Source organism: Pseudomonas sp. Colony2, from assembly GCF_019382755.1.
GTDB lineage: Bacteria > Pseudomonadota > Gammaproteobacteria > Pseudomonadales > Pseudomonadaceae > Aquipseudomonas.
Genome location: NZ_CP080030.1, coordinates 3,634,449 through 3,656,408 on the forward strand (window position 1 = coordinate 3,634,449; position 21,960 = coordinate 3,656,408).

General features: G+C 60.9%; 16 protein-coding genes. 2 read left to right on the plus strand and 14 right to left on the minus strand.

The window, feature by feature from the left end; translation table 11 throughout:
- A partial coding sequence (locus JV201_RS14425; RefSeq protein ID WP_219405563.1) for a multidrug effflux MFS transporter occupies positions 1–1,160 on the minus strand: 1,160 nt, incomplete at its 3' end.
- Between the two features lie 198 nt (positions 1,161–1,358).
- The gene (locus tag JV201_RS14430) at positions 1,359–1,718 is read right to left on the minus strand and encodes a helix-turn-helix domain-containing protein (RefSeq protein ID WP_134326628.1); all 360 of its coding nucleotides are present in this window, start codon (positions 1,716–1,718) and stop codon (positions 1,359–1,361) included.
- A 99-nt stretch (positions 1,719–1,817) separates the two neighbouring features.
- Between JV201_RS14430 and JV201_RS14435 the strand changes: the two genes are divergently transcribed.
- Positions 1,818–2,567, plus strand: a complete 750-nt coding sequence (locus JV201_RS14435) for an SDR family NAD(P)-dependent oxidoreductase (RefSeq protein ID WP_087692989.1) — start codon at positions 1,818–1,820, stop codon at positions 2,565–2,567.
- Positions 2,568–3,057: 490 nt separating this feature from the next.
- On the opposite strand, the gene JV201_RS14440 is transcribed toward JV201_RS14435, so the two are convergent.
- The 10 genes from JV201_RS14440 to valS all read right to left on the minus strand — a co-directional run bounded on the left by JV201_RS14440 (position 3,058) and on the right by valS (position 18,038).
- Positions 3,058–4,638 (minus strand): ABC transporter ATP-binding protein, encoded by a 1,581-nt coding sequence (locus tag JV201_RS14440; protein WP_008433389.1) that lies wholly within the window; start codon positions 4,636–4,638, stop codon positions 3,058–3,060.
- Between the two features lie 15 nt (positions 4,639–4,653).
- Positions 4,654–5,676: an ABC transporter permease gene (locus JV201_RS14445; protein WP_219405566.1), complete on the minus strand. Its 1,023-nt coding sequence runs from the start codon at positions 5,674–5,676 to the stop codon at positions 4,654–4,656.
- A complete protein-coding gene (locus JV201_RS14450) occupies positions 5,676–6,740 on the minus strand; it encodes a microcin C ABC transporter permease YejB (RefSeq protein WP_003217676.1) in 1,065 nt (354 codons plus the stop codon). The genes JV201_RS14445 and JV201_RS14450 overlap by 1 nt, the downstream gene beginning before the upstream one ends.
- Positions 6,727–8,565: an extracellular solute-binding protein gene (locus tag JV201_RS14455; RefSeq protein ID WP_177042147.1), complete on the minus strand. Its 1,839-nt coding sequence runs from the start codon at positions 8,563–8,565 to the stop codon at positions 6,727–6,729. The genes JV201_RS14450 and JV201_RS14455 overlap by 14 nt, the downstream gene beginning before the upstream one ends.
- Positions 8,566–8,694: 129 nt before the next feature.
- The gene (locus JV201_RS14460; RefSeq protein WP_219405569.1) at positions 8,695–11,634 is read right to left on the minus strand and encodes a TonB-dependent receptor; all 2,940 of its coding nucleotides are present in this window, start codon (positions 11,632–11,634) and stop codon (positions 8,695–8,697) included.
- A gap of 191 nt (positions 11,635–11,825) precedes the next feature.
- The gene (locus JV201_RS14465) at positions 11,826–12,779 is read right to left on the minus strand and encodes a FecR domain-containing protein (protein ID WP_003217682.1); all 954 of its coding nucleotides are present in this window, start codon (positions 12,777–12,779) and stop codon (positions 11,826–11,828) included.
- Entirely contained in the window at positions 12,776–13,288 is a 513-nt protein-coding gene (locus JV201_RS14470; RefSeq protein WP_003217684.1) for a sigma-70 family RNA polymerase sigma factor, read from the minus strand. Before JV201_RS14470 ends, JV201_RS14465 begins: the two co-directional genes overlap by 4 nt.
- Before the next feature lie 181 nt (positions 13,289–13,469).
- Positions 13,470–14,408 (minus strand): AraC family transcriptional regulator, encoded by a 939-nt coding sequence (locus tag JV201_RS14475; RefSeq protein ID WP_003217685.1) that lies wholly within the window; start codon positions 14,406–14,408, stop codon positions 13,470–13,472.
- Between the two features lie 17 nt (positions 14,409–14,425).
- Complete coding sequence (locus JV201_RS14480; RefSeq protein WP_219405570.1) at positions 14,426–15,268, minus strand: oxidoreductase; 843 nt, start codon at positions 15,266–15,268, stop codon at positions 14,426–14,428.
- 202 nt (positions 15,269–15,470) lie between these two features.
- Positions 15,471–18,038, minus strand: a complete 2,568-nt coding sequence (gene valS, locus JV201_RS14485; RefSeq protein ID WP_219405571.1) for a valine--tRNA ligase — start codon at positions 18,036–18,038, stop codon at positions 15,471–15,473.
- Between the two features lie 140 nt (positions 18,039–18,178).
- Between valS and JV201_RS14490 the strand changes: the two genes are divergently transcribed.
- Positions 18,179–19,306: an NAD(P)/FAD-dependent oxidoreductase gene (locus JV201_RS14490; RefSeq protein WP_219405572.1), complete on the plus strand. Its 1,128-nt coding sequence runs from the start codon at positions 18,179–18,181 to the stop codon at positions 19,304–19,306.
- A gap of 32 nt (positions 19,307–19,338) precedes the next feature.
- On the opposite strand, the gene JV201_RS14495 is transcribed toward JV201_RS14490, so the two are convergent.
- Together JV201_RS14495 and JV201_RS14500 are read right to left on the minus strand one after the other, a co-directional pair.
- Positions 19,339–19,941, minus strand: a complete 603-nt coding sequence (locus JV201_RS14495; RefSeq protein WP_177042145.1) for a dTMP kinase — start codon at positions 19,939–19,941, stop codon at positions 19,339–19,341.
- A 32-nt stretch (positions 19,942–19,973) separates the two neighbouring features.
- Positions 19,974–21,920 carry a PAS domain-containing sensor histidine kinase gene (locus JV201_RS14500; RefSeq protein WP_219405574.1) on the minus strand — a complete coding sequence of 649 codons (1,947 nt, stop codon included), beginning with the start codon at positions 21,918–21,920 and terminating at the stop codon, positions 19,974–19,976.
- Positions 21,921–21,960: the final 40 nt, after the last annotated feature.

Sequence of the window (21,960 nt, forward strand, 5' to 3'; positions counted from 1 at the left end):
GTCCACCACGCAGTCAGCATCGCCGCCACCGCGCTCAGGGCGATGCCGATCAACATCGGTGCCGGGGTGTGGTCGGCAAACAGGCCGGCCAGGGACATGGCTACGGCGGCGGTGATCATCTGGATCGCGCCCAGCAACGCTGATGCAGAACCGGCCACTGCGCCATGGTCTTCCAGGGACAATACCCCGGCCGCCGGCAACAGCAGCCCGAGAAAACCGAAGCCGATAAACAGCAGCGCCATCATCAACGGCAGGCTATTGACCCACAGCGTGGTGAGCGCCAGCAAGGCCATGACCGTTGCCACGCCCGCCACCGACCAGCGAATCAACGGCGCGAGGCCGAAGCGTGCACTCAAGCGCGCGGTCAACTGGCTCAGGGCAAAAAACGACGCCGCGTTGAGGGCAAAGCACAGGCTGAATTGCGTTGGCGTGAGCCCGTAGTACTCGATGTAAACGAATGGCGCGCTGCCGATGAACACGAAGAACGTCGCAAGGCCAAAACCGCCCACTACCGACAACCCGGTAAACACCGGATCACGCAGCAACGCGCCGTAGCTGCCGAACGCATTGCCCAGGGTCTTGCCCAGGCGGCGTTCGGCGGGGTGGGTTTCCGGCAATTGCACGGCGGTCATGATCAGGCACAGCACTGCGGCCACACTCAGCACCCAAAACACTTCGCGCCAGCTCCACACGGCAATGATCACGCTGCCGGCCAGCGGTGCGAGAATCGGTGAAATGCTCACCACCAGCATCAGCAACGCCATCAGGCGCGCGGCTTCATGGCCGGTGTACAAGTCACGCACAATCGCCCGCGGAATCACCATCCCGGCGCAGGCGCCAAAGGCCTGCAACGCCCGGAAGCCGATCAGCACCTCGATGGAGGGGGCGAGGGCGCAACCAATGCTGGCCACGATGAAAATCGCCAGGCCGGCATAGATCGGCGGCTTACGCCCGAACACATCGCTGATCGGGCCGTAGAACAGCTGGCACACACCGATGATCATGAAGAACACCGTCAGGCTCATCTGCACCGCGGCAGGCGAGGCATGCAGGCTGGCGCCGAGTGTCGGCAACGCCGGCAGGTAGCTGTCGATGGCAAACGGGCCGACGGCGGTGATCAACCCCAGCAGCAGGGCGAGGTGGGCGATACTTCGAGACATGGTGGTTCCGGGCGGCGGTAAAAAAGAGGGGCCAGCTTAGTGATCGCCCTCGGCGCATACAAGCCGGTGTTTACAGACTCGCTACATAGTCACCAACGGCAGGGTGTCGTGAATAGGCAATGGATACGGGAGATAGACGTAAGGTATTGATTTAACTCAACTAAATATCCATTTAGTCGAGTTGGATATTTCGCGAATTTAAGGCTGGGCGAGGGCGGTCGTTCGGCGCTCACTGATGCGTTCAACCGCCAGCATATGGTCGGTGCCCCATTGGCAAAGCGGCCCCAATGCCTGGGCCAGCGAGCGTCCGAAGGGAGTCAGGGAGTATTCGACCTTTGGCGGTATCTCCTTGTAGTCAATACGCTTGATGATCTCATCGCGTTCCAGCTCCTTCAATTGCTGGATCAGCACCTTGTCCGTCACGCCGCCAACGGCGCGCCGCAGTTCGCCATAACGGTGAACTTCATGGGCCAGGTGATACAGGACCAACGGTTTCCATTTCCCGCCAATCACCGCCAGGGCGGCGTCGAGCCCGCAGTTAAAGGTGCTGTTTGACATGTTTTTGCCCTCAGGCTGAGGTACTTACCAAAAGGTGCATACTATTCAAAACAATAGCGCAGATCTACGCTTGGGCCTCAACATTTGAGGGAAACACTCATGAACAGGCTCAACGGGAAAATCGCCGTCGTCACCGGTGGCAACAGCGGGATCGGCTTGGCCAGCGCCATACGCTTTGCGGCCGAAGGTGCACAGGTCGTTATCGTGGGACGCCGCCAGGATGAACTGGACAAAGCCTTGGTCCTGATCGGGCATGACGCGATCGCGATCCAGGGCGACATTTCAAACCTGCGTGATCTTGAGCGGGTATTCGCACAGATCAAGGCTGACAAAGGTCGTGTTGATGTGTTGTTCGCCAATGCGGGCCTTGGGGATCTGGAGCCCATTGGTGCGATCACGGAGGAATCGTTTGATCGCACCTTTGGCGTGAACGTGAAAGGCACGTTGTTCACCGTACAGAACGCGTTGCCATTGATGAGCGCCGGTGGCTCGATTGTGCTGACAGGTTCGACGACGGCCTCGATGGGCACCGCAGCGTTCAGCGTCTACAGCGCGTCGAAAGGCGCACTGCGAAACTTCGCAAGAAGCTGGGCGCTGGATCTGCAAGGCACAGGTATTCGCGTGAACGTGCTTTCACCTGGGCCGACAACGACACCGGGTTTGGACAGAGCGCTATCAGGTACCGGCCAGAAGGATGCGATTGTCGATTCGATGGTTACGCGTGTACCGCTGGGTCGTATGGGGCAGCCAGATGAAGTGGCGAATGCGGCATTGTTCCTGGCATCGGATGAGAGCAGCTTCATGACGGGCAGCGAGATGTTCGTGGATGGCGGTTTCGCTCAGGTGTGATCCAGGCTCATCGACCAAATCGAGACAGGCTGGGTTTGGTCGATGAGGAGCGTGGTGCACTGGTTGAAATCTGGCTGGCACTGACCCTGATAACGGATCATATGATTACGCATAATGTATATTATGTTAAATGACGTATAGCGACCGGGATTTGCTTGAGCAGGAAATGCGCTCGAGTGGCTAACGCACCTTGCCCTTTCAGATCAAACCGACCGGCCATGTACTTGGGGACAGTCAGTGCCAGCGCGACGACAGCCAACACCAGCGGTAAAAGCGAAACCCACAGCACTGTATTCCAGCCATAAGCCGACAGCAGCCCACCCGACGAAAAAGACCCGACCGCCATTACGCCGAACACTCGGAGCTGGCCTACTACGTCATTTATCGGCCTGAGAGCGCCAGCCTGCCCAAACTGACGACGTTCCGGGACTGGTTGTTGGCAGAAGCACAGCAGACGGTAAAGCGTGAGATCAGCGCCCACTAGGCTGTACTACTCGCGATTCCTCAACGACGACGCTACCAGCAAATCCCGCGTATAGGCATGCTCCGGTGCGTCGAACAATTGCTCGGTACTCCCCGCCTCCACGACCACGCCATCCTTCACCACGATCAAGTCGTGAGCCAACGCCCTTACCACCGCCAGGTCGTGGCTGATAAACAAGTAGGTCAGCCCGTGCTCCTCCTGCAACCTGCGCAGCAAGCTCACCACCTGCTTTTGCACGGTGCGGTCGAGGGCTGAGGTGGGTTCGTCGAGCAATATCAAATCCGGCTTGATCACCAGTGCGCGGGCGATCGCGATGCGTTGGCGCTGGCCGCCGGAGAATTCGTGGGGGAAGCGATGGCGCGTATCGGGGTCGAGTCCGACGTCGCGCAACACGGCAATCACTTGAGCTTCGCGCGCGCAAGCATTGAGGTCCGTGTGTACGCGCAGGCCTTCTTCGATGATTTGCTGCACGCTCATGCGCGGACTGAGGCTGCCGAACGGGTCTTGAAACACCACCTGTAGTTTGCGCCGCCACGGACGCAGGGCCTTGCCTTTGAGTGCGTCGAGGGCCTGGCCCTGGAAGCGAATGCTGCCTTGGGCGTCGATCAACCGCAGGATCGCCTGGCCTAGGGTGGATTTGCCCGAGCCGGACTCGCCGACGATGCCCAACGTTTTGCCACGTTGCAGGCGCAGGTCGATGCCGTCCACCGCCTTGATCGGAGGTTTGCGCCGCAGCAGGCCGCCTTGCGGGAACCAGACCTTGAGGTTGTCTACTTCCAGCAGGTTGTCCGCCGTCTCACGCACCACCGCCCTGCCCTCTGGCTCGGCTTCGAGCAACTGCCGGCTGTAGGCGTGCTGCGGCGCGGCAAACAGTGCCTGGCAGTCGGCCTGTTCGACGATCTGGCCGGCGCGCATCACCGCCACGCGCTGGGCGATGCTGCGCACCACGTTGAGGTCGTGGCTGATCAACAGCAGCGCCATGCCCAGGCGTTGCTGCAGGTCTTTTAGCAGCGCAAGAATGCGTCGCTGCACGGTCACGTCCAGGGCCGTGGTGGGCTCGTCGGCGATCAACAGCAGCGGTTCGCAAGCCAGGGCCATGGCGATCATCACCCGCTGGCGCTGCCCCCCGGAGAGCTGATGCGGGTACGCCGCAAGGCGCTGGCGCGGCTGCTGGATGCCCACCAGTTCGAGCAACTCCAACACGCGCTCACGCGCCGCCGCACCGCCCAGGCCTTTGTGCAGCAGCAGGGTTTCGGACAGCTGCCGTTCGACGCTGTACAGCGGGTTGAGCGAGGTCATCGGCTCCTGAAAGATCATCGCGATGCGATCGCCGCGAATCTGCCTTAAACGCTCCGGCCGCGCGCCGAGCAGCTCTTCGCCCTGGTAGCGAATACTGCCCTGGGTACGCGTGGTGTGGGGCGGCAGCAATTGCAGGATCGAGTGGGCGGTCACCGATTTGCCGGAGCCCGACTCGCCCACCAGCGCCAGGCACTCGCCCGGGTGAATATCCAGGTCGATGCCACGCACCGCTTTGTGCCCGTCGAACGCCACTTTCAGGTTACGAATTTCAATCAACGCGTCAGTCACGGCACAGCTCGCTTATCAGGATCGGGGGTCGAAGGCGTCGCGGCAGGCTTCGCCGATAAACACCAACAGGGACAGGATCAACGCCAACGCAAAAAACGCGGTCAGCGCCAGCCACGGGGCTTGCAGGTTGTTTTTTCCCTGGCCGATCAACTCACCCAGGGACGCACTGCCCGTGGGCATGCCGAAGCCAAGAAAATCCAGGGCGGTGAGGGTCGAAATGGCCCCGGTCAAAATGAACGGCAAGTAGGTCAAGGTGGCAGTCAGCGCGTTGGGCAGAATGTGCCGCAACATCACCTGAACATCGCCCACACCCAGGGCTCGCGCGGCCTTCACGTACTCCAGGTTGCGCCCGCGCAGGAACTCGGCGCGCACCACATCCACCAGGGTCAGCCAGGAAAACAGCGCCATGATCCCCAGCAGCCACCAGAAACCCGGTTCGACAAACCCGGACAAGATGATCAGCAAGTACAGGACCGGTAGCCCCGACCAGATCTCGATCAGGCGCTGCCCCAACAGGTCGACCCAACCGGCGTAATAGCCTTGCAGCGCGCCGGCGGCGACCCCGATCAAAGTGCTCACCACGGTCAGCGCCAAGGCAAATAACAGCGATACCCGGGTGCCGAAAATCACCCGCGCCAATACATCCCGGGCTTGATCATCGGTGCCCAGCCAGTTGCTCGCGCTGGGCGCCGCCGGCGAAGGGGTCGTGAGGTCGTAGTTGACCGTGTCGTAGCTGAACGGAATGGGCGCAAACAGCATCCAGCCGCCCTGCCCTTCAATCAGTTCATGCACGTAAGGGTCACGGTAATCCGGCTGAAACGGCAACGTGCCGCCGAAATCCTGCTCGGTGTAGCGCTCGAAGGCCGGGAAATACAGTGAGCCCTGGTACGCCATCACCAGTGGCTTGTCGTTGGCCAGCAGTTCGGCACCCAGGCAAACGGCGAACAGCGCCAGGAACATCCACAGCGACCACCAGCCGCGGCGATTGCGCTTGAAGTGCAGCCAGCGGCGACGAGTAATCGGAGTAAAAACCGGCATCAATGCGACCTCGCGGAAAAATCCAGCCGGGGGTCCAGCAGGCGGTAGCACAGGTCGCCCAGCAACTTGATGACCAACCCGACCAGGGTAAAGATAAACAGCGTGCCGAAGACCACGGGATAGTCCCGTGCCACTGCCGCTTCGTAGCTCAGGCGACCGAGGCCGTCGAGGGAGAAAATCACTTCAATCAGCAACGAGCCGCCGAACAACATCGCGGTGAGCGCCTGGGGCAGGCCAACCACGATCAGCAGCATGGCGTTGCGAAACACGTGTTTGTACAGCACCTGTTTCTCGCTGAAACCCTTGGCCCGCGCGGTCACTACGTACTGGCGGCTGATCTCGTCGAGGAAGCTGTTTTTGGTGAGGATGGTCAGTGTGGCAAAGCCGCCAATCACCAGCGCCGATACCGGCAAGACAAGGTGCCAGAAGTAGTCCACGACCTTGCCCGCCCATGACAGGCTGGCAAAGTTCTCCGAGACCAGGCCGCGCACCGGAAACCAGTTCAACAGGCTACCGCCGCCGAATACCACGATCAGCAGCAAGGCGAACAGGAACGCCGGCATGGCGTGGCCGATAATGACCGCCGCACTGCTCCACACATCGAAGCGGCTGCCATGGCGCACGGCCTTGCGGATGCCCAGCGGGATCGACACCAGGTAACTGATCAGCGTGGCCCAGAAGCCCAGGGACAAAGTCACCGGCAGTTTTTGCAGGATCAGGTCGGTGACCTTGGCACCGCGAAAGAAGCTATCGCCAAAATCCAGCCGCGCGTAGCTGCTGAGCATTAACCACAGGCGCGCGCCAAGGGGCTTGTCGAAGCCGTATTGGCGCTCGATATCGGCCACCAGCGCGGGGTCCAGGCCACGAGTTGTGCGCGATTCAGTGCTGCCGGTTTCCACCCGTGTGCCGGCCACCGACGCTTGGCTGCCGATGCCTTGCAAGCGCGCGATGGCTTGCTCAACCGGGCCACCCGGGGCGGCTTGCACGATAAAAAAGTTGACCAGCAGGATGCACACCAGCGTTGGTACGATCAGCAATAAACGGCGCGCGCTATAGGCCAGCATGCTGGGAAGCCTCAGTCAGTTGACGCATCTGTGCGGTGGTCAGCGGTGTCGGGCTCACTTCCCACCAGGTGTCGATGCCCACGTCATTGAGCGGCGCTGTGCGGGGCCGACCAAAACGGTTCCACCACAGCGAGGACGAGCCCGGCGGGTAATAGTTGGGAATCCAGTAGAAGCCCCACTGCAACACGCGGTCGAGGGCATGGGCGTAGCGCACCATGGTCGGGCGGTCGTTGGCGCGGACAAGGCCATCGATCAAGGCGTCCACCGCCGGGTTGCGCAGTGCCATGTAATTGTTGGAGCCAGGGTCATCGGCACTCTCGGAACCGAAGTAGTTGGTCAGCTCGCGGCCCGGCGATGGGCTGACCGGGTACCCGTTGACGATCATGTCGTAGTCCCGTGCGCGCACGCGGTTGGCGTATTGGGCCGAGTCGATCATGCGGATCGTGAAGCCGATGCCGATCTGCGCCAGGTTGCGTTTGTAGGGCAGCAGCAAACGCTCGAAGCCTTTCTGGGCATTCAGGAAGGTGAACTGCAATGGCGTGCCCTCGGCGTTAACCAACTGGTCGCCGCGCGGGGTCCAGCCCGCCTCGGCCAGTAACTTCAGCGCTTGCGCCTGCTGCGGCCGAATGCGCCCGCTGCCATCGGTGCGCGGCGGCTGGTAGACCTGGGTGAACACCTCCTCCGGCACTTGCCCGCGCCAGGGTTCCAGAATGGCCAGCTCCTGGGCATCCGGCAGCTGGGTGGCCGCCAATGCGCTGCGGGAAAAGAAGCTGCGCTGGCGCAGGTACAGGCTGTGCATCATCTGCCGGTTGCTCCAGTCGAAATCCCACAACAGGCTCAGCGCCTCGCGCACGCGGCGGTCCTGGAACTGCGGTTTTTGCAGGTTGAACACAAAACCCTGGGTGCCCTGCACGGCATTCGGTGCCAGTTGTTCACGTTGCAGACGACCGTCGCGCAAAGCCTCGCCGTCGTAGCCCACCGAATAACTGGTGGCGGAAAATTCGCGATTGAAGTCGTAACCCTGGGCTTGCAGGATCTGGCGCGACACGTCGCCGTCGGCAAAAAACTCAAGCCGCAGGGTGTCGAAGTTGTACTGCCCCTGCGTCACCGGCAGGTCTCGCCCCCACCAATCCTTGACCCGTTCGAAGGTGACACTGCGGCCGTTGTCCACGCTGCTGATACGGTACGGGCCGCTGCCCACCGGCGGTTCAAAGCCGCCGCCGCTGGCGAAATTGCGCCCCTGCCACCAATGTTCCGGCAGCACCGGCAGTGAAGCGAGGTCCAGGGGCAAGGTGCGATTGTCGGCGCTTTTGAAGGTGAACCGCACTTGGGTCGGCGATTCCACCAGCACCTGGTCCACATCGGCAAAGCTTTGGCGATACGCCAGGCTGCCTTCGGTGGTGAACAGCTTGAAGGTGTAGGCCACGTCCTGCGCGGTGATGGGCGTGCCATCGGCAAAACGCGCCTTGGGATTGAGGTAGAAACGCAGCCATGAATGGTCATCTGCCAGCTCCATGCCTTGCGCGACCAACCCGTACACGGTGTACGGCTCATCCTGCGAACGGTACGCCAACGGGCTGTAGAGCCAACCCTGGATCTGGGTGATGCCGGTGCCTTTGTCGACATACGGGATCAGGTGATCAAACGCCCCGCCTTCCATCGACGAGCGACGAAAACTGCCGCCCTTGGGCGCGTTCGGGTTGACGTAATCCAGGTGTTTGAAGTTGGCCGGGTACTTGGGCGCTTCGCCGTATACCGTCAAAGCGTGCGTCGGTTGAGCGAGCAGTGACGGGGCCCACAGCCCCGCCAGCAGCGCCCACACCATGAAGCGAAACAGGCTCACAAACTCAACTCCTTTTCCAAAAACACTGAAGGCTCACTTATGCAGGGTTGTGCGTCGACGCCAGGGTTTTTATAGAGCACCGGTTAGACCGTTAGCGCATGTGCTTATGCGCTACTTGCCGAAGTGGTAACTCACGTCCAGCCAGACCTGGCGGCCATAGGGGTCGTAGTTGCCGCTGGGGTAATACGGCCAGCCGGCGGAGTCATCGTGCTTGACCTGATTGAGCAGGTTGTTGACGGTCAGGCCGACACTCGCCTGCTCGTTCACCTGGTAACGGGCGCTGGCGTTGAAGGTGGTCCAGGGCGACAGGCGCCCATCGCCGGCGCCATTGGTCACGCTGCCGTAGCGAATGCCGGTCAGCGTGGTGGTGAGGTGCTGGTAGTCCCAGGTCAGGCTCGCGTTGACCTTGCTGCGCCAGTCGTGGTTGTCGGTGCTGGAGCGCAGGTTCTGGGTTTGCGCATCGTCCGATTCCTTGAGGTAGTGGGACAGCACCAGGCTGTAGCCAATCGCCGAACTGAACGCGCCGTACTGGCCTGCGCCCCAGCGAATATTACTCTTGAGGTCCAGGCCACTGACCCGCTCGCTGGCGGCGTTGATCGCATTGACCTGCACCCGTTGCAGCACGTTCGGGTCCACTGCCGCCTTGCTGGCATTGCGCTGGATGCGTGCCAGGACGTCGGCGCAAGTGGTCGCATCAAGCTGGCCGTTGCGGCACTGGTTTTCCTGTTGCAGCAAGCGGTTGATGTCGACGGTGGTCAACAGGTCCTTGATTTCGACGCGCCAGAAGTCGGCGGAGAAATCAAACTGATGCGAGGGCGACCAGACAAAGCCGTACGTCCAGGACTTGCCACGCTCGGAGGCGAGGTCCGAATTACCGGTCTGGGTGTAATCCACGCGGCCTCGGTCACACGCCCCTTCTACGCCCTTGCTGCAACCGTAATAGTCGATCTGGTCAGGCGTGTAGCCATTGGTCGCGGCCTGGTAGAGGTAGTTGAGGTCGGGGGCGCGAAAGCTGGTGCCGTAGCTACCACGAAACAACAGGCTGGTCACCGGGCGCCATTCCAGGCCCAGGTTGTAGGTTTTTTGTTGCTCGGTGCGGCCACTGAATTTGTATTGGTCCCAGCGCCCGGCCGCCGAGGCGAGCAAGGTGTCGGTGACGGGAATGCTCAACTCGCCACCCGCGGCGTAGCGGTCACGCGAACCGCCTGAATTGGAGGCCGGCGTGGTGTTGTAAAACGTGCCGTCATTGAGTTGGTCGTCGACATCGACGCTGTAGGATTGCCGCCCTACTTCGGTCACACCGGCAAAGCCCACCGGCCCGGCGGGCAGCTCGAACAGGTCGCCGTTAATGTTGGCGCTGAAGGTTTGGGAAACCGATTTACTCTTCTGCACCAGGTTGCCGCGAAACTGATCCCACTGCTCCGGAGTCAGCGGCTGGTCCAGCCGCGAAGGGTCTGGCGCGAAGACCGGGTGCCCGTCCTGTGTGCCCAGTTGCGGCCCGAGGTAGTAATCGCGGATGCCGCTCAAAGGCGTGTAGCGGGTGGTGCGGTCGCTGGTGTACTCGGAGCGGTTCGCCGCAATCTGATAACCCCAATCACTGTTGGTGAACTTGTCTTCCAGGCCCAGGGTGCCGGTCCAGGACACTTCGCGCCATTTGCTGTTGTTGCTGGTCTTGCCACCGATTTCCTCGCTGGAAAAGTTGCGTGACCAGCGCTCCAGGTTACCGGTGTTGCGGTTGATAAAGTCCGGCGAGGTGAAGCTTGGGCCGCGCGTGTTGTTCTGCGTGTGATCAAAGCCAAACATCAAGTCGGCGAACACTTTGCCGGTGTCGCTGAAGTGCCAGGTGCCGCGCGTGTAGCCGTCATAGTTTTCCTTTTGCGCCTGCAAGGTCCAGTAGTCGTTGTAGTACTGGTTGGTGGTGCAGCGGGTGCTGCTGCCACCGAGCTTGCCGTTGTAGATACCGCCATAGGCGCCGCAGCCGGGGCCGAGGTAGGCGCCGCTGTCGAGGTTACGGCGGTAGCCCACGTCCTTGGCCGGGCCGTCGCTCATAAAGCCGCGCTGGTTGGCCCAGATCGGTTGGCGCTGGGTCAGCTCCAGGCCGAATACCCCGTCAAAATCGCCCCAGGTCTCGCCGCCGCTGATCTGCAGGCGCTGGTTGTCGCCGCCGCCACGCTCGGCGGCGCCACCACGCAGATTGACGTCCACGCCGCTGATCTTGTCTTTGAGGATGATGTTCACCACCCCGGCAATCGCGTCGGAGCCATACACCGCCGAGGCGCCGCTGCTGAGGATCTCGATACGCTCGATCATCACCGCCGGGATGTTCGCAAGGTTGGTGAAGTTGACCGCGCCGTCGTACGCCGTGGGGTAGTCGGCCACGCGCCTGCCGTTGATCAGCACCAGTGTGTGGTTCGGCCCCAGCCCTCGCAGGTTGAGGGCACTGGCGGCCGGCTGGAAGGTGTTGCCGTAGTCTTCGCCCTGGGTCATGCCGGTGTTCTGGGTTTGCGAAGCGATGGCGTCGTAGACGTTTTTGTAGCCCCTGCGGGTGACTTCGTCAGCGGTGATGACCGTGACCGGCGACGGCCCTTCAACCTGGGCACGGGCAATGCGTGACCCCGTGACCACGACCTTTTCCAACGCTACATCGCCCGGGACTTTCGCCGCCGTGGGCGCCGCCTTGACCGCCGCTGCAGGTGGCTTGGCCGCCCGGCGCAGGGTCCAACCGCCGTCGCCACTGGGCACGGCGTCGAGGGCTGCACCGTGTAGTGCCTGTCGCAGCGCTTGCTCGGTGGTGAAGGTGCCCCGCACCGGCGCGCTGGTCAGGCCTTGCACAAGGTCTTGCTGGAAGGAAATGATCTGCCCGCTGCTGCGCGACAGGGTCAACAGCGCTTGGTCGAGGGGGCCGCTGGCAATATCAAAATCAAAAGTCTGGGCGGTCGATATCGCAGACAGCGGCTGTGCCAGCACCGCCGTGCCATGTCCCGCCAAAGTCAGGCCAATCGCCAGAGACAGTGCCGCCAGAGATGCGCGACTGAGAGGTTTGAGTTGCATGGTTGAGGTTCCCATCATTGATATGCCGTTGATGGGTTGAACAACAGATCGGGGTTTTTTATAGGCGGCCGTTAGGCTAAAAAAGCATGGGTTTATAACGGCCCGAAACAACACTCCCAGGCAGATACACCCTGGCCTGTATTGGGTTGTGCAACAGTGGCGGGGGTTTTATAGGGCTGGGAAAATTATTTTTATCGGCGCTCGATACTGACCCAATAAGGGCTGTGATAATCGATCTGCACCGGCAGGGATTTGGCCAGCAATTGCAGGGCGCCCTGGCTGTCGTCCAGCGGGAAAATCCCGCTCAGCCTCAGGCTCGCCGCCTCGGGGCTGACGCGGATGATGCCGCGCCGGTAGTCACGCAGGGCTTGCACCACTTCACCCAATGAGCGGTCACGCACTTCCAGCAAGCCTTGGGTCCACGAGGCCTCGCCGCCGCTGGCGGTTTCCAGGTCGAGGATGCCGTGGGCATTGAACGTGGCTTTCTGGCCGGCACTGATCACCTGCACAGCGCCGTCGCGCGTGGTGATTTCCACTTGGGAATGCAGCATCGTGATTTGGGTTCGATCCTCGCCCTGCTGTACCAGAAACCGCGTACCCAACGCGCGCATGCGGCCGTGTTCGGTCTCGACGATAAACGGTCTGAGACTGTCCTTGAAAACGTCGACCAGCAGCTTGCCGTCGAGCAACTGCAACAGCCGTTGCCGAGCATCGAAATGCGTCAGCACCTTGCTGCGCGCATCCAGGGTCAATGCACTGCCATCCTCCAGCGTGAGGTTCAGGCGCTCGCCCGTACCGGTGCGCAAAGCGCCCAACGGCAACCAGCTGTCGGACAGCCGCGTGATCAGACTTCCAAACGACACAACGCCAACCAGCGCCAGGGTATTGCGCAAGAAGCGCCGGCGGCCCGACGGTGCGTTGAGGGTGTGCAACAGGCTGTCGCGAGGCATGCGGCGCAGTTCGTCATTGTTCAGCACGGCCGGAACGCCGCCCATCATGTTGAAGATTTCGGCACGCCGTGGGTCGCCCTCACTCCAGCGACGGAACGCCTGGTGCTCCTGAGCGCTGGCGTGCCCGGATTGCAGCAACGCCATCCACTGTGCTGCCTCGTCGATGATCGCCTCATCCGGCGCGCTGTGGCTCATGGCTGTGTCATCGCCAGGTAGCAGCGCTTGAACGCATCGGCCATGTACTGCTGAACCCGGCTGACCGAGACCTGCAGGCGCTCGGCGATCTGCGCATAGGTCAAACCGTCCAGTTGGTGATACAAAAACGCCGCCTTGGCCTTGGCCGACAAACCGTCGAGCAAGCGGTCGACTTCCAGCAGCGTCTCGATCAACAGCAAACGCTCCTCGGGCGACGGGTGCACCATCATCGGCGCCTGGGCCAATGCTTCCAGGTAGGCACGTTCCAGGTCCTGGCGACGCCAGCCCTCATACATCAGGCGCCGCGCGATGGTGGTCAGCAACGCCCGCGGCTCGCGGATTTGCGAAGGGTCGGGCAATGCCAGTACCCGCAGGAAGGTCTCCGATGCAATGTCCTGAGCCCCATGGGCGCAACCCATCGCCCGGCTTACCCGCGTGCAAAGCCAACTGTAGTCACTTTTGAACATCTGCCCAATCAGACCGAAATGTGGGTTCTGATTCACACCCATTGCATGCTCCATGCGAATAAAGGCCATTCAGCCTGGCGGTTGATGAGCAATGGAAAGCCATCGCTGGAGGCGGACTTTGCATGAGGGGAGCATAGGTTAGGAAAGAATAAAAAATAACAATAGCCTGTCAAATTGGCATATGCAGAAAAATCAGATACGGGGCAGCGCCCTGGCTGTCAGGTCAGTGCGAAGACACATAGACAGAAGGCTGCGCCGGCGCTGGCAGCGAATAGGTTGCTTTCATCCATTCGACTTCAGCATGGGGTGTGCGGCCGAAGTAGCGCTTGAACTCTCGGCTGAACTGCGATGCGCTTTCATAGCCCACGTTAAAAGCCGCAGATGAGGCCGACATGTCGTCGCGGAGCATCAACAACCTTGCCTGGTGCAGACGAGTCGATTTCAGGTACTGCATGGGTGAGGAGTCGGTGACTGTTCGAAAGTGCAGATGAAAGCTGGGTACGCTCATACTCGCCTCCTGGGCCAGGCACTCGACGTCCAGCCGCTCCTGGTAACAGCTGTGTATCTTGCGAATGGCGCGGGTCACCTTTGCGAAATGGCCTTGCTTGCCAAGGGCTGCCCGCATGGACCCTCCTTGTTCACCTGCGATGATCCGGTAGTAAATCTCGCGCACCAGCGAGGGGCCGAGGATCGGGCCATCGACCGGATGGCTCATCGCTTCGAGAAAGCGCAGTGTGGACTCGCGCAACATCTCGTCCATCGGCGAGGAATACATGCCTTTGGGACGTTCGTGGGTCGGACCGGATTTTTCGTCAATTTCCAGGATCAGTTCGCCAGCGAGTTTGAAATCCAGGCGCATGTATACCGCCAGCATCGGTTCCTCTTCGCTGGCGTCGGTTTCCATGGTGAAAGGCACTGGCACAGACACCACCAGGTAGTGCTGGGCGTCGTAAAGGTAGACCTCATCGCCCAGATAGCCGAGCTTGCGCCCCTGGCACAGGATGACGATGCCAGGCTCGTAGAGCACTGGCGTGCGGGTCAGCGGGCGATTGGAGCGCAGAAAGCGTATGTCTTCCAGTGCGCTCAGGTTGTAGCCCTCCAGGGGGGCCAACTGCTCCATCAGTTGGACCATGCGCCGGGTTCGCGCTGCAAAATGATTCATAGGCCCCTCTTGCGGTTTCACGAAGCGTGACCATCCGTAGAGCGTGTCAGTGCTTCCCATTGGTCGATTTCACGCAGGGATTGCGTCAGCTTTTCGCGCACAAAGCCTATCGCATCGCTGCCGAGCAGCAGGTGGGCCGGTGGGTTGTCGCTGGCGATCAACTGCAGCATGGCTTGCGCRGCTTTTTGYGGGTCCCCCAAYTGGTGGCCGCTTTTCKCTTCSCGYGCCTGGCGYACYGGATCAAAGCTSKCATCGTAGTCGGCRATRCTGCGGGGCGTRCGCTGCATCGAGCGGCCGGCCCARTCGGTGCGAAAYGARCCYGGMGCCACGGCSGTGACAAARATGTTGAATGGCTTGAGTTCTTTGCTCAGGGTGTCGGAGATGCCTTCCAGCGCGAAYTTGCTSSCGCAGTAGTAGGCGATRCCCGGCATSGTGATSGTGCCGCCCATGGASGTGATGTTGATGATGTGCCCRCKGCGGCGCTGGCGGAAGTACGGCACGAASGCCTTGGTCACSGCAACGGCGCCGAACACRTTGACGTCGAACTGRCGRCGCATKTCYTCCAGSGGCGACTCTTCGAAAATSCCCTCATGRCCGTAACCYGCRTTGTTCACCAGGACRTCCACCGGGCCGWAGCGGGTCTCSAYCTCGGCRACGACGCTGTCGATCCGCTCAAARTCSGTGACRTCCAGGATCACSCCATGAGCACGCTCCGCTGATAATGCCTCGAACGTTTGCAGCGCGGCTTCGTTGCGAACGGTACCAATGACACGGTGGCCTGCAGCCAGTGCCTCGGTCGCGAGGGCCTTGCCAAAGCCGCTGCTGATGCCGGTGATGAACAGKGTTTTGCGAGTGCTCATGGAGATTCCTCTCGGTTACTGAGTGCTAATGGTAGCCAAGCCACCGCTGGCGACCTATGCCGGATCATCTATGAGGCTTGCCTATTCCTATTTGCTTCTGCTCATACGCTCATTTGTCCCGATGTGGCTCGATTGGCGCAGGCTGATGCGTGGTCCGGCCCGCCCCAGTGGGTGTCACTGAGGCGGTCGGCACCACTCCACGTTACGTCAGCCAGACATCCACCTGCCGCTCCGCGCCCTCTATAAACACCAAGGCCTCGACCTGCCCCGCCTCTATCAGGTCTTGGCTGACGCCTTTTATCAATTCAAGCTGCGCGGCGCTGTCGACCAGCTCAACACGTGCTACCGGAGCCTTCATGGATTGGCTGGCGTCAGACTTTGCTTTGCGAATCGCAGACAGCACGCTGCTCAGGCTCATCAATAACTGTTCAACAGCCGCGTCAGGGCAAGCGTCCCCTTGCGGCCAGGGCGCCTTGTGCACTGAGCCGCAATTCCAGGATTGCCAGACCTCCTCACACACAAAGGGCAGAAATGGCGCAAACAGTCGCTGCTGCACGCTCAGCGCATGTGCCAATGCATTACGCGCCGAGTAGCCGTCGGGTCGATAGGCACGACGCTTGACCAATTCGACGTAGTCATCGCAAAACCACCAGAAGAATCCTTCGATACGCGACAACGCCCCGCTGTAGTCATAGGCCTCCAGCGCGACGGTAGCGTCCTGGACTACGCCACCCAAGCGTTCAAGCATGGCTTGATCCAGCGGTTGGTCGATATCCCCGGTGTCATCCTTCGCAAAGCCTTGAACCAACCTCGAAAGATTGAACAGCTTGACGGCCAGGCGGCGGCCGATTTTCATCTGCTGCTCTTCAAAGGCTGTGTCACTGCCGAGCCGCGCCGAGGCAGCCCAATAGCGCACGCCGTCACTTCCATACTGGTCGAGCAAGGCTTGAGGGGTGACCACATTCCCCTTGGACTTGGACATTTTCTTGCGATCGGGATCAAGGATCCACCCGGAAAGCGCGACGTTGCGCCATGGCGCGCAACCGTGTTCAAAATGGCTGCGTACCAGTGTCGAGAACAGCCAGGTTCGGATTATGTCGTGACCTTGGGGCCTGAGGTCCATCGGGTATATTTTGGCAAACAACCCATCGTCCTCTCCCCAGCCGCCGGCAATCTGAGGCGTCAGGGAACTGGTGGCCCAGGTGTCCATGATGTCTTGTTCACCGATAAACCCGTTGGGTTGACCACGCTGCTCGGGTCGATACCCAGGCGGTGTATCCAGGCCCGGATCAACAGGCAGGCTTGCCTCACTGGCGATAATCGGAGCGCCATGCTCGGCTTCGCCTTGTGCGTCCAGGCGATACCAGAACGGAATCGGCACGCCGAACGTACGTTGGCGACTGATTAGCCAGTCTCCATTCAACCCCCCTACCCAATGCTCGTAACGCCTGAGCATGTGCGGCGGATGCCAGTCCAACGCCTGGCCAGCGTCGAGCAACACGTCCCTCAGGTTCGCGTCGCGTCCGCCATTGCGCAAGTACCATTGCCGCGTCGCGAGAATTTCCAAAGGCCGGTCGCCTTTCTCGAAGAACTTTACCGCGTGTTTAATCGGTCGTGGTTCATCTCGCATGGCGCCGCAGTCACGCAACATCGAAACGAGCTGCGTACGAACCTGGGACAGGGTACGGCCGGCCAGGCCTGCGTAGGCCTGTTGGCTGCGCGGAGTCGTCAACCAGGAGGGCGTCTCAAGTAACAGGCGCCCGTCCTTTCCCAGGACTGACCGTGTGGGCAGCTGCAACTCCCGCCACCAAATCACATCGGTTAGATCGCCAAAGGTGCAGACCATCGCCAACCCGGTGCCCTTGCCGGGGTCACCCAAAGGGTGGGCCAGCAGCGGAACGTCCAGGTCAAAAATCGGCGCGCGCACGGTCTGCCCGAACCTCGCCTGATAACGAGCGTCGTCCGGGTGAGCCACCAGCGCCACGCATGCCATCAGCAACTCAGGTCGCGTCGTAGCAATCTTCAGTTCGGCACCATCAGCCGCGTCGAAGCCGAGTTCGTGATACGCACCCGCAACCTCGCGCTCCTCAAGCTCTGCCTGGGCTACGGCCGTCTGGAACGTCACATCCCAGAGACACGGAGCCTCCTGGCTATACAGTTCGCCACGCTGGTAGTTACGCAGTAACGCGCGCTGACTGGCTCGTTGGGAGCGTTCATCAATGGTGGCGTATGAAAGACTCCAATCAACGGACAAGCCCAGTTGCACGAACAGTGCACGGAACGCTTGCTCATCGATGGCCGTCAGCTCATGGCACAACTCGATAAAGTTGCGCCGACTGATGACTGCAAAGTCAGCCCGTTTTAATGGAATTGACTCGGAGGGTTTGAAGCCAGGCTGGTAAGCGGCCAACGAGTCGCAACGTACGCCGTAGAAATTCTCGACCCTGCGTTCGGTCGGCAAGCCATTGTCGTCCCAACCCATGGGGTAGAACACAGCCTTGCCGCGCATCCGCTGGAACCGGGCGATGATATCGGTGTGGGTGTAGCTGAAGACATGGCCAACATGCAACGAACCTGAGGCTGTCGGTGGCGGCGTGTCGATGGAGAATACAGCGTCGCGTTGGGCGCTGTGGTCAAAGGCATACGTGCCTTCGAGCTGCCAATGCTGAGACCAGCGTGTTTCGAGGTTTTCAAGCGAGGGGGTGACGGTTTGATCGTTTAGAACTTCATCACGTTTAACGGTGACATAGCTTCCTCCTGTCAACATCATGGGGCGCAACAACGGTTGTGCGCCGAAGCAAACTTTATATTCAATCGCCTGCGGAAAGTAAAGCCCTTGAACCAGGCCATTTTTTCCACAAAATAGCGTAAAAACAGTCCGGAAGATTTCTCACATTCAACAGGTACCCTATGCACACCCCCGTCACAATCATCGGTGCTGGCCTGGGCGGTCTCATCCTGGCCCGCGTGCTGTACGTCCACGGTATTGCCGCCACCGTCTATGAAGCAGAGCCGTCGGCAACCGCACGCGCCCAAGGCGGGATGCTCGATATCCACGACTACAACGGCCAACTGGCCTTGCAGGCAGCGGGCCTGACGGACGAGTTCCGCGCGCTTATCCTGAAAGGTCGCGAGGCGACTCGGGTGCTTGATTGGCAGGGTGCCACTCTGTTGGATCAACCCGACGACGGCACAGGCGGCCGTCCCGAGGTCATGCGTGGCGAACTGCGCAAGATGCTCCTCGATTCACTGCCCGCCGGTACTGTGCGCTGGGGCCACAAGGTCAAGAGCGTGCGCGCCCTCGGCGAGGGTCGCCACGAAGTGACCTTCGCCGACGGCACTTGCGTTGCCACCCACCTGCTGGTTGGCGCGGACGGAGCCTGGTCAAAGGTCCGGCCGCTGCTCAGCGACGCTGCCCCCGAGTACATGGGCCGCTCGTTGATCGAAACCTACCTGTATGACAGCGACGCCCGGCACCCGGCCACCTCCAGGGCGGTAGGTGGCGGTGCGATGTTCGCACTTCAACCGGGAAAAGGGATCCAGGCGCACCGTGAGACGGGCGCCACGCTGCACACCTACGTAGTGCTCACCGAATCCCAAAGCTGGTTTGCCGCCATCGATTTCACCGACACGCCAACGGCGGCGGCACGGATCGCGCAGGAATTCGCAGGCTGGTCCCCTGCCCTCACGGCATTGATCACCGACAGCGACACCGAACTGGTATGGCGCCCGCTCTTTATGCTGCCGGTTGAGCACCGCTGGGAGCGGGTGCCGGGCGTAACGCTGATCGGTGATGCCGCACACCTTGCGGCCCCGAATGGCGAAGGTGCCAACCTGGCCATGTACGATGGTGCCGAACTCGGCAAGGCCATCGCCTCACACCCTGATGACGTCGAAGCCGCCCTGGGCGAATACGAACAGGCCATGTTCCCGCGCAGCGCGCAAATGGCTGCCGAGGGGAATGAACTGCATGAGTTGCTGTTTGGTGACGATGCACCCTATAGCCTGGTCAGCATGTTCAACGGGGCAAGTGCCTGAACAGGGCTCGATAGCCGACCGTATCGGCGGGGTCAATCACACTGGAAGGACTCAAGGACGTTATAAATTTCGGCAACCACCTGCCGTGTTGCGCCCTCAATGGTTCCTTCATTCCGGCATAACACCCAGCCGTGATCCGCAACCGCTCGCTCGAACGCCTGGGTACAGGCGACATGTTCTGCCAGCGTGTGGATCACGGTACTGCTCAGCCCACGCCGGCGTGCCGCGGCCCGTGCCCATGAAATATCAGGGTCAGTGACGACCCCGATATGCAGGTCCGGCACTTGCACGTTTCGATCAATGTTCAACTGCAGGATTTCTGCCAGCGGGACTTCCCGGCGAAACGCGGCATCAGACGGGTACCAGCGGTCGATCAGGACGATGCTGCCTGGAGGCTGTCTAGCCAGCACGTGCCGGGAAATCCACGCGCGGCTATCAGCGAAGCGTTCACAAACCTCCCACTCCAGATCCAGGCCGGGATGCCTGGCGAGTCTGTTAACGAGGGTCATTGTTTCACTTCTGAAGGGATCGCTTTTTCTCTCGCAAAGCCGGATCACCATTCTGTTGTCAGCCCTCAGTGCTTTTGTAACGGCCTCCAGCAATGTGGTTTTGCCGGTGCCCTTGGGCCCATCCATGGAAACAAACAACGGACGGCCAGCCGCCTGGCTCAACACGGCTTGTCGATCCGGCTGCGCATGGTTTCGGCGATCACCCTGGCCAGTGCAGATTGATCAAATGGCTTGGGTAAGCGCGTCAATGTGGTCTTGAGGTCCAGGGAGATTTCCGCAAAGCCTGAGGAAAGAATGATGGGAAGGTTGGGATACAACGACTCGATGTTGCCGGCAAGCTCGATCCCGGTCATGTCCGGCATTGCCATGTCTGTCACGACCAGGTCAAAGCACGCGCCTTGCGCCAGGAACGCCAACGCAGCATGCCCGTCTCCTGCCGACACAACATGATGGCCCAGGTCTTCAAGCATCGCCCCGGTGCTGATCAGCACCAGCGGGTCGTCATCTACCAGCAGAATCTCGAGGCATTGCTGATGGGCTGCATCGGGTGTATCTGCAGTTGATGCCAGCGCCGCAGACTGTGTGGTGTCGGTCACCGCCACCGGTAACCAGAGCTCAGCGGTTGTGCCCTCTCCTACCCGGCTCTTCAGCACAAAGTGGCCCTGTGACTGTGCCGCCAGGCCATGCACCATCGAAAGCCCAAGCCCGGTGCCTTTTCCCGCTCCCTTGGTGGTGAAGAACGGCTCCATGGCCCGTTGCAAGGTCGCGTCATTCATCCCGGGGCCGGTGTCGATGACAGAGATGCAAATCAGCCTTTGCGAGTCATTCGTCCCGCCGGGAAACGCATCCTCCCGCGCTGAAATCAGGATCCTGCCCCGACCTTCCATTGCGTCCCGGGCGTTGATCACCAGGTTCATCACAGCCATTTCCAGTTGGCTCATGTCGACCAATACCGGCCGCAGGATCAAGGGGAACTGTGTGTCGACGTTGATGCCTGCGCCCAACATGCGGGACAGCAGGTCTGACATGTTGCGGATCAGATCGCCCACATCCACAGGCTGAGGATCAAGCTCCTGGCGACGGGCAAAGGCCAGCATGCGCTGAGTCAGCGTTGCGCCCCGCTGGGCGCCCGCGATGGCATTATTCAGTAAGGCGCAGGTTCTCGAGTCCTGCGGGACACGCTTCTTGGCGAGTTCAAGACTCCCCAGAATCACCATCAGGAGGTTGTTGAAGTCATGGGCGATGCCGCCGGTGAGCTGGCCCAGGGACTCCATTTTCTGGGATTGGAATAACGCCTCTCGGGTTTCCTTGATCTCCTGTTGAGCCTGCACGCTTTCGGTAACGTCCCGGGTGATCTTCGCAAACCCCACCAGCTCACCCAGTTCATTCTTGATCGGGTCGATAACCACATGGGCGAGGAATCCCGTACCGTCCTTGCGCAGGCGCCAGCCCTGCCCTTCGTAACGACCTTCCCTGAGCACCGTTTCAAGGGCGCGCTGCGGGACGTTGTGGTCTACGTCCTCACGCTGGAAGAACATGGAGTAATGCCTGCCGATGACTTCTGCCGGCTGATAACCCTTGATGCGCTGGGCGCCGGCGTTCCAGGTGGTGATCACGCCGTTGGGGTCCAGCATATACAGCGCGTAGTCGGTGACGCCTTGCACCAGCAGGCTGAATTGCTGCTCGCTCTGGCGCAGCGCCTGCTCCGCGGCCTTACGCTCGGTCAGGTCCCGTGTGACCTTGGCGAAGCCAATCAACGTGCCGTCGTCGGCGCGTATCGGGTCGATGATCACCAGTGCCCAGAGACGAGTCCCATCCTTGCGGATGCGCCAACCTTCGCCCTCGAAGCGCCCTGACTGCTCGGCGCTCTTGAGTGCCCGGCCCGGCAAGTCCGAGGCCAGGTCTTCCGGGGTGTAGAACAGCGAAAAATGCCTGCCCAGCACTTCACTCTGTTCGTACTGCTTGATCTTTCTCGCCCCGGAGTTCCAACTGCGAATCAAGCCGTTCGTATCAAGCATATAGATGGCATAGTCGACCACTGCGTCGACGAGCAGTCGATACCGGTCGTCCTGATTGAAAGGCCCTTGTGCAGGATGGGATGGCATCAGGAAAGTCTCGGGACAAATGAGTGGCTTGAGCCCTCAG